The following is an 8,322-nucleotide window of genomic DNA, read 5'->3' on the forward strand; positions in this document are numbered from 1 at the left end:
GTCGCCGTGCGTCGTGGCCTGGATGGTGAGTGCTTTGGTGGCGAGGGCGGTTGCGTTTCCGTAGACGGTCTCACGTAACCCGGCGACGAAGATGTCGTACGCCTTGGCCATGTCGCCGCCGACGATGAGCACCTCGGGGTTGAGCAGGTTCACTGCCCCGGCCAGTGTTTCACCGATATGGCGTCCGCTGTCGCGGATCAATCTGCGAGCTTCGGGATCACCGCTCACCGCGAGGTCGACGACGCCCCGGACGTGGCCGACGTTCCGCCCCTGTTCCCGGAGTGTTCGGACCAAGGCCCAGCCGCCGGCGATTGCTTCCAGGCAACCGCTGTCGCCGCACCTGCAGGCGACTCCTGCCGCGGCTGCGGTTTTGGTGTGTCCGAATTCTCCTGCGGCTCCCAGTGATCCACGTTGCAGAGCGCCACCCGCGACGATTCCGGCACCGAGGCCTGTCGAGGCCTTGACCAGCAGTGCGTCCTGGAATCGGTCTCGGTTGTCCCGACGTTCCGCGAGGACCATCGCATTGGCGTCGTTGTCGAGAAAGACCGGTGCCGACGTGGTCTCCGCGAAAAACGGAGCAAGTGGCACTCCGTCCCAACCGTGCATGATCGGCGAGTCCAGGCTGCAGCCCCGCACCGTGTCGGCGGTGCCGGGGATGGACAGACCGACCCCGAGGATGCGGTGCCCGGCTCGGCCCGACTCGTCGAGCAGTGCTTGGAGACGCTTGGTGATCTGAGGCATCAACTCGTCCGGGCCGACGCCGATCTCCTGGTCGACGGTGTCGCTCGCGAGAAACTCCCCGCCGAGGGTGAAGACGCCGAGTTGTGAGCGACTGCGGCCGATCGCGGCGGCGAGTACGACGCCTGCGTCCACGTCGAAAGACAGTCGCGCCGGCGGTCGGCCGCCCGTCGAATGGGTGTCCTCGGTCTCGATGATCAACCCGAGACCGGTGAGCGCGGCGACGCGGGAGGCGACCGCCGACCGTGACAGGCCGGTGATCTTGCCGAGTTCCGCGCGAGTATCTGCCTCGCCGTCGCGAACGAGCGCGAAGATCTCGCCTGCTGTGGCAGGCGGCGCGCTCGGGCGTGGCGTAGTCATATACGCCATTCAACCAACAAGCAACTTTTGCGGCAACAGCCTAAGAATCAACACTTACAACTTTGAAAAACATAAGTTGAGTTGTCGATCCACGTAAGTGGCCCTAGGGTGGGTGATGAGAGACCGAACATCGGAGATACTCATGGACACACTTCACCCGGTCCTGCGTCAGGTAACCGACCGCATCGCACACCGCAGCCAGTCCGAACGATCCGCATACCTCGATCGAATCGCAGCCGCAGCAGACAAAGGGCCAGCGCGTGGCCGTCTCGCGTGCGCCAACATCGCCCACGGCTTCGCTGCATCGGGCACAGCAGACAAGAAAGCGCTCCGCGGAATGGTCAAGCCCAATATCGCGATCGTCTCTGCCTACAACGACATGCTTTCGGCGCACAAGCCGTTCGAGACCTACCCGGCTGTGCTGAAGAAGGCCGTCATCGACGCCGGTGGCATCGCACAGTTCGCCGGTGGCGTCCCAGCTATGTGCGACGGCATCACGCAGGGCCGCGACGGAATGCAGCTCTCGCTGTTCAGTCGCGACATCATCGCGATGTCGACCGCAATTGCGCTGTCTCACGACATGTTCGACGCCACCCTCATGCTCGGGGTCTGCGACAAGATTGTGCCCGGAATGCTCATGGGCGCATTGAGTTTCGGCCATCTACCTGCGGTGTTCGTGCCCGCGGGGCCGATGACATCCGGACTCCCCAACGGCGAGAAGGCGAAAGCACGCCAGCTCTATGCCGAGGGCAAAGTGGGCCGCGAGGCTCTGCTGGATGCCGAGGCTGCGTCGTATCACGGCAGTGGCACCTGCACGTTCTTCGGAACGGCGAATTCCAATCAGCTGCTCATGGAGGTCATGGGCCTTCACCTACCGGGCTCCTCGTTCGTCAACCCGGGAACTGCAATGCGCGACGCCCTGACTCGCGAGGCCGCACACGTCGTGACCGGTCTGACGTCGTTGGGCGATAACTACACGCCGGTAGGGGAAGTCGTCGACGAGAAGTCGATCGTCAACGGATGCGTCGCACTTCTGGCCACCGGCGGTTCGACCAATCACACGATGCACCTCGTCGCCATCGCCAAGGCAGCGGGCATCACGTTGACCTGGCAGGATCTGTCCGATCTGTCCGCTGTCGTGCCGCTCATGGCCAGGATTTACCCGAACGGCAAGGCCGACGTCAACCACTTCCACGCAGCGGGTGGCCTCGGTTTCGTCATCGGATCACTTCTGGACGCGGGACTCGTGCACGAGGACGTCAAAACCGTTGCCGGACCGGGGCTTGCGCGATACACGCAGGAACCCAAGCTGGACGGCGACGGTGTCATGTGGCAGGACGGTACTCGAATCAGCCACGACAACAGCGTCCTACGCGGAGCGAACGAGCCGTTCAGTGCTGACGGCGGACTGAAGATGCTGACCGGGCCGATCGGCAAGTGCGTCATCAAGACTTCCGCAGTGGCGCCGGAACATCGGGTGGTCACGGGACCTGCGAAGGTGTTCGACGACCAGGCGGATTTCCTCGAGGCATTCGACGCGGGATTGCTCGACGGCGACTTCGTCGCGGTCCTGCGATACCAGGGCCCGCAGGCCAACGGAATGCCCGAGCTGCACAAACTCACCCCGGCCCTCGGAATCCTGCAGGACCGAGGACGTTCCGTCGCGCTGATCACGGACGGCCGGATGTCCGGAGCGTCCGGAAAGGTTCCTGCGGCAATCCATCTCACGCCGGAGGCCGCGAGCGGGGGACCGATCGCGAAAATCGAAGACGGCGACATGATCACCCTCGACTCGCTCGGTGGCACACTGTCGATCGACGTTCCTCTCGCCGAGTTCGAGGCACGCCCGGTCACCGGGCGCGTGTTGGGCAAGGACGAATGGTCCAGCACCGGTCGTGACCTGTTCTCCGGGATGCGTGCGCTCGTCGGCCCCGCCGACGAGGGCGCGATGTTCGTGATGCGCTGACCCCCACTGACCCTAGAAAAGGTAAGAACTTGACTGCATCTCTGCTCGACCGCGTTCCCGTCATCCCCGTCGTCGTCATCGACAACCTCGATCACGCTGTACCGATCGCCCGTGCCCTGGTCAAGGGCGGAGTGCCCGTCATCGAACTGACCTTGCGGACTCCCGTGGCACTCGACGCCATCGAGCGCATCGCTGCGGAGGTTCCCGAGATCCTGATCGGCGCAGGCACGATCGTGACGCCAGGGCAGGCGAAGCAGGCTGCCGATGCGGGCGCTCAGTTCTTGGTGTCACCGGGCTGCACTCCGGCGTTGACGAAGGCCATGAGGGACACCGGATTGCCGCATCTCCCCGGCGCCGCAACGGTGTCCGAAGTGCTCACCCTCCTCGAAGCCGGATACACCGATCTCAAGTTCTTCCCCGCCGAGGCGTCCGGTGGCGCGAGCTTTCTGAAGTCCATCCATTCACCCGTCCCCGCGGCCCGCTTCTGCCCGACGGGTGGAATCTCCACTGCCAATGCGTCGACGTATCTGGCGCTGCCGAATGTCGGGTGCGTCGGAGGTTCGTGGCTCACTCCGGCCGCCGCGGTGGCGAACGAGGATTGGGACGCCGTGACCGCCTTGGCCGAGGCCACATCGACGCTGAAGACAACCGCGTAAGTAGGTATTACGCTGCGTCCATGACGGACCCGAATCAGCCATATCAGCAGTACGCGCCGCCACCGCCGCCGCCGTCCAACGTGGGTTGGGCAGTGGCGGCGGTGCTGTTCTTCTGGCCGCTCGCGTTCTCGGCCTTCACCCACTCCTCGAACGTCTACCCGCGCTGGGCGGTGGGCGATTTCCAGGGTGCGCAGTACGCGTCGGACCGGGCCAAGAAGCTCGGGCAGATCGCATTGTGGGTGTGGGTCGCGTTCTTCGTGGTGCTCATCGCCTTCTACGTGGTGTTCTTCGCGATCCTGATCAACACGAGCACCTGGAGTGCGGTGTAGAGCCTTGACCTGAACGCCGCTCGAGGTTTTAGCGTCGACCTCATGGACACACTCGGACTCGGCAGTATCGGCATCTCCATCGACATCGGCCACTCGTACCTGGACGACGCCTGCGAGCTGGAATCGCTCGGCTACTCGTCGCTGTGGCTCGCGGGCGGCCAGATCGATCGGCTCGGACGCTTCGCCGACCTCGTCCACGCGACGGAGTCGGCGAAGATCGTGCCCGGGATCGTGCCGGTCGATGTCTACGGTCCTGCCGAGACCGGGGCGCTGTACCGGCAATTGCACTCGTCGGGCAGGTTCGTGCTCGGCCTCGGCGGCCCGCAGACAGCCAAGCCGCTCGCGGGACTGAACGCCTATCTCGACGAACTCGACGTTCCTGCCGACCGGATCCTCCTGGCAGCCCTCGGTCCGAAGAAGCTCGAAATGGCTCGCACGAAGGCCGCCGGTGCCGTCGCGCTGCTCGTGACCCCCGAATACACCGCCGACGCCAGGGCCGTTCTCGGTGATGCGACGCTGGTGATCGATCAGTTCGTCGTACTCGGCTCGGATCCTGCGCCGGCTCGTGACTCACTGTCCTTCTTGGCGACAGTCCCGGGCTATCGCCAGAATTTCCTCCGCATGGGCTTCACCAGTGACGACGTCGACAATCTCAGTGATCGACTCGTCGACGCCCTCGTCGCGTGGGGGAGCGTCGAGGACATCGCTCGGCGCGTCCAGGAGCACCACGAAGCAGGAGCGGACCATGTCGTTCTGGCTCCACTCGGCACCTCGGGTGTTGCGGCCGGACGGGCACTGTCCGAGCTGGTAGCGCCGTCAAAGTAGACTCCATAGACCGTGAGCCTCACCCTCGGAATCGTCGGACTGCCCAACGTCGGCAAGTCCACCCTCTTCAACGCACTGACCAAGAACGATGTGCTGGCTGCGAACTACCCGTTCGCCACCATCGAGCCCAACGTCGGTGTGGTGCCGCTTCCCGATCCCCGGCTCGGCAAGCTCGCCGAGGTGTTCGGATCGGAGAAGCTCGTGCCCGCGCTGGTGTCGTTCGTCGACATCGCCGGCATCGTCAAGGGCGCGTCCGAAGGTGCAGGCCTGGGCAACAAGTTCCTCGCCAACATCCGTGAAGCTGACGCCATCTGCCAGGTGGTTCGGGTGTTCGCCGACGACGATGTCGTGCACGTCGACGGTCGCGTCGACCCGTCCGCCGACATCGAGGTCATCGAGACCGAGCTGGCGATCGCGGACCTGCAGACGCTGGAGAAGGCAATCCCGCGCGTCGAGAAGGAAGCGCGGATCAAGAAGGACCGCAAGCCCGCGCTCGACGCTGCACTCGCCGCTCAGGCCGTGCTCAACGAGGGCAAGACGCTGTTCTCACAGAAGAACAAGCTCGACTTCGAACTGCTCAAGGAGTTCCAGCTCCTCACCACCAAGCCGTTCCTCTACGTCTTCAACGCCGACGAAGGTGTCTTGACCGACGACGTGAAGGTCGGCGAGCTCGCCCGGTCCGTCGCTCCGGCGGATGCAGTGTTCCTCGACGCGAAGATCGAGTCCGAACTCCTCGAACTCGACGCCGAATCGGCAGCCGAGCTGCTCGAGAGCGTCGGGCAGACGGAGCCGGGTCTCGACGCCTTGGCGCGCGCCGGCTTCCACACCCTCGGCCTGCAGACCTACCTCACGGCGGGTCCGAAGGAAGCGCGTGCCTGGACGATCCACAAGGGTGACACCGCTCCTCAGGCCGCGGGCGTCATTCACACCGACTTCGAGCGTGGCTTCATCAAGGCCGAAATCGTCAGCTTCGACGACCTCGTCGAGGCCGGATCCATGGCCTCGGCCAAGGCCGCGGGCAAGGTCCGTATCGAGGGCAAGGACTACGTCATGGTCGACGGGGATGTCGTTGAGTTCAGGTTCAACGTCTGAATCTTTCGTCGGTACGACAACACTCGATCCGCGGTGGTGCGCGGCCAACGGCGCCGCGCTGAATCCCGAACCCGCAGCCCGATCTCAGAACACAAGATCCGAACCGACGTGCAGCTCGGTCCACTCGATCGGCCGAGCTGTCGCCACGGCGGTCAGGCGGTCTGCGTCGACGAGATCGGGCATGGTCAACCCGGTGACCTCGGCGATGTCTTCGACCGGGACCTGGTAGGTCCGATACGCACCGAGCGGTGGGATCTCCTGAGCGAACACGTTTTGGTTCAGGATCCGATCGAGCGACTCCGACTGGTCGAGGACGTAGCCGGTCGTCGCAAGCGAATCTTCTTGCATCCACGCCGCGACCTTGAAGAACCGACGCGGGATCGCGATGTCGCGGTACACCGGATCCTCGTCGTCGAAGATGCAGCCAGTGAAGACCGACAGTGACCGGCCGTACTGTCGGGCGTGCTCGAGTACGTAGTCCTCCAGCCCGAGCCAGAGCATCTTCGATTGGTTGAGTTCCGCTGTCTGAGGAGCGCAGACGGTGTAGTGAAACGTGTCCCGATTAGCTTGCTCTGCAACGGAAATCGGACCCCAGACGGGATCGTTCCGCCGGACGAGGTGGCCTCGGTCGATGTCGTTGTTCGAGTACAGTTCCGGCCCGGCCTGCTGGTTCCGCGGCAGTCGGTTGTCGAGTTGCCAATTGTCGCTTCGCTTGACGTCGCGAAGCTTCGAGCCATCGATGTTGACCGCGGTGACCGCAGCGATTCTGCGGGCGGTATCCATCGAGACCGTGAAGTGGGTGTAGCTGAGCTCGGCGAGCCCTTCGCGGCCTGGGATAGGAACGGAAACTGCGAGCAGGTCTGATTCGTAGCCCATCGGTCCATACAACGGTGTGCGGGTTGCGGCGAGGTAAAGGGCAAGCGTCTCCTGAGCAATCGAGACTCAGCGCTACTTCTTCCCCCTCAACCGCTTTTCGAGCGGCGTCGGGAAGCTCGGGACGACCGCGGCACCGTCGAGCAGATCGGTGATTCGGCCCGCTTCGGCGGTGACATCAGCAGCCTGAGCCCCGATGTCCTCGAGCAATTCCGTGGCCACCTCGCCGGCGGGAGTGACGGCCCAGCCGCCGACGATGCAGCCGTCCGCCCAGATCGTCGGGCCGATGTTGCCGAAGGTGTCGAACAGTGGCGCCTTGTGCTCGCCGAGGTACCAGTTACGGTGCTTCCATCCCATCGGCGTCGGATCCAACGCCGGCAACAGCATGACACCGGATGCGACTCCCGAAATATCGGCGTCGGACAACATGATTCCGTCGCCTTCGGCCAATTCCACGTCGACGGTATCGAGTTCTGCGAGCGCCGTGCGAGTCTGAGTCTTGTTCCACCCGGTCCACCACTGGACGTCGTCGACGGTCGCTGGCCCGAACACGTCGAGCCAGCGGCGCACAAGCTCCGTGCGTGCTTCGGCTTCGTCCATCATCGGAATACCGTCCGGCCACCACTCCTCGATCGGCGCCCACGCGTGGCGTCGGGAAGTCCAGGCCCCGCGCGGTTCGACGCGGACCAGCTTCCCCTCCGCTGCCATCATCACCAGCACCTCCGACGTGACGTAACGCTTGACGTCGTACGCCTTGTCGGTCGTCGGGAGAAGAGCCGTCTTGAGCAACGGAACAGCTGCGGAAAGTTCGGCACCGGTGGCGGTCCCGACAGCCCGCAACTGCGCGTCCGTCTCTTCTTCCACTGCGGCAAGCCACTTTTCGACGTTCTCGACCACGGGCTCGGTCGGAAGCGTCGACACCTGCTTCTTCAACCGTGCGCGCATGGTTTTCGCGACGCCGAGACTGGCCGCAGCGTGCACGACCGGTACATCGTCGTGCGCAAGGACGAACAACGTGCGACGCATCGCCATGAGTCGCACGAGCGAGCGACGGTCGTACAGTGCGTCACGGACGTCCTCGACGGTCGACGATCGGGCCCGCGCCAGAACCGAGAGGTACACCGTCGCAGGATCGGTTGCGTGTAGCGCCAACACGGACGAGACGACGTCCTCAGGCGATGCGGCGTCAGCGAACTGACGTGTCGCGAGTCGAGCTCGGCGCTGGGCATCGGTGATCTTCACGCACTCATTGTGACGGCATCTTCTGGCGGACGCCGAGAGTCCGTGGAACGATCAGCCAGGTGAGTCCCGAATCCATCTCTCCAGAGCGACGCAAGGATCTCGTGCGTCTGCGACGCGTTCGGGACCGGATGGATCGCGAGTACGCGCAGCCTCTCGATGTCGAGGCTCTTGCCCGCGGCGTGAACGTCTCTGCGGGCTACCTCAGCCGACAGTTCAAACTGGCCTATGGGGAGTCGCCGTA

General features: G+C 64.3%; 9 protein-coding genes. 6 read left to right on the forward strand and 3 right to left on the reverse strand.

From position 1 onward, the window contains the following. Positions 1-1,098: ROK family transcriptional regulator (locus tag A2J03_RS29155; RefSeq protein ID WP_231912765.1), on the reverse strand; the 1,098-nt coding region annotated here is incomplete at its 3' end. 142 nt (positions 1,099-1,240) lie between these two features. Between A2J03_RS29155 and edd the strand changes: the two genes are divergently transcribed. The 5 genes from edd to ychF are packed head-to-tail and all read left to right on the forward strand — an operon-like array spanning position 1,241 to position 5,966. Next, positions 1,241-3,064, forward strand: coding sequence for a phosphogluconate dehydratase (gene edd / locus A2J03_RS29160; protein WP_068381672.1), 1,824 nt, complete (start codon positions 1,241-1,243; stop codon positions 3,062-3,064). Positions 3,065-3,093: 29 nt separating this feature from the next. Beyond that, positions 3,094-3,720 (forward strand): bifunctional 4-hydroxy-2-oxoglutarate aldolase/2-dehydro-3-deoxy-phosphogluconate aldolase, encoded by a 627-nt coding sequence (eda, locus tag A2J03_RS29165; RefSeq protein WP_068381646.1) that lies wholly within the window; start codon positions 3,094-3,096, stop codon positions 3,718-3,720. 20 nt (positions 3,721-3,740) lie between these two features. Continuing rightward, a complete protein-coding gene (locus tag A2J03_RS29170) occupies positions 3,741-4,049 on the forward strand; it encodes a CD225/dispanin family protein (protein ID WP_068381648.1) in 309 nt (102 codons plus the stop codon). Between the two features lie 42 nt (positions 4,050-4,091). Then, on the forward strand, positions 4,092-4,874 hold the full coding sequence (locus A2J03_RS29175; RefSeq protein WP_068381651.1) for a TIGR03620 family F420-dependent LLM class oxidoreductase: 783 nt from the start codon (positions 4,092-4,094) through the stop codon (positions 4,872-4,874). A gap of 12 nt (positions 4,875-4,886) precedes the next feature. Further along, positions 4,887-5,966, forward strand: a complete 1,080-nt coding sequence (gene ychF, locus A2J03_RS29180; RefSeq protein ID WP_068381654.1) for a redox-regulated ATPase YchF — start codon at positions 4,887-4,889, stop codon at positions 5,964-5,966. Positions 5,967-6,050: 84 nt separating this feature from the next. Here the strand turns inward: ychF and A2J03_RS29185 are convergent, their stop codons facing one another. Then, positions 6,051-6,842, reverse strand: a complete 792-nt coding sequence (locus A2J03_RS29185) for a DNA/RNA non-specific endonuclease (RefSeq protein WP_068381657.1) — start codon at positions 6,840-6,842, stop codon at positions 6,051-6,053. Between the two features lie 72 nt (positions 6,843-6,914). Then, on the reverse strand, positions 6,915-8,081 hold the full coding sequence (locus A2J03_RS29190) for a winged helix DNA-binding domain-containing protein (protein WP_068381666.1): 1,167 nt from the start codon (positions 8,079-8,081) through the stop codon (positions 6,915-6,917). Between the two features lie 59 nt (positions 8,082-8,140). Between A2J03_RS29190 and A2J03_RS30275 the strand changes: the two genes are divergently transcribed. Continuing rightward, on the forward strand, positions 8,141-8,322 hold a 182-nt coding region (locus tag A2J03_RS30275), incomplete at its 3' end, for a helix-turn-helix transcriptional regulator (protein WP_197481021.1).

It is taken from the genome of Rhodococcus sp. EPR-157 (assembly GCF_001647195.1).
In the GTDB taxonomy this organism is placed as follows: domain Bacteria; phylum Actinomycetota; class Actinomycetes; order Mycobacteriales; family Mycobacteriaceae; genus Rhodococcoides.